The organism is Halomonas sp. ND22Bw (assembly GCF_003011945.1).
GTDB lineage: Bacteria > Pseudomonadota > Gammaproteobacteria > Pseudomonadales > Halomonadaceae > Halomonas > Halomonas halophila.
On the sequence record NZ_PXWD01000380.1, the window covers coordinates 1 to 350 of the forward strand.

The 350-nt window shown below is 64.6% G+C and carries 1 protein-coding gene; it reads right to left on the minus strand.

The genetic code is table 11. The features are described 5' to 3' along the window. Positions 1-83 precede the first annotated feature (83 nt). The coding region (locus CVH10_RS18540; protein ID WP_219924814.1) for a DUF2312 domain-containing protein at positions 84-350 on the minus strand (267 nt) is incomplete at its 5' end.

Here is a 350-nt window from a genome sequence, read left to right on the forward strand (position 1 = left end):
ATCATTCGCCGTGCGCGCACTGTGACGGTGATGCATATCAACGAAATCATTTGCCGCACGCAGCGTCAGAGGGACGATCTGCATCACATCATCCCCAGCGCGCGCATGTAGACCTCCAGGATCGCCGTCTCATCCTGCTGCTGCTCGCGCGGCTTGGCGCGGATGCGCAGGATCCCGCGCAGCGCCTTCGGATCGTATCCGCGCGACTTCGCCTCCGCGAACACGTCCCTGATATCCTCGGCGATGCCCTTGCGCTCTTCGGCCAGCCGCTCGATCCGCTCGATCAGCAGCCGCACCTGGTCGGCCGCCACACCCTCGATCGTCTCGCCGCTTTTGTGCCCGGCCGATAC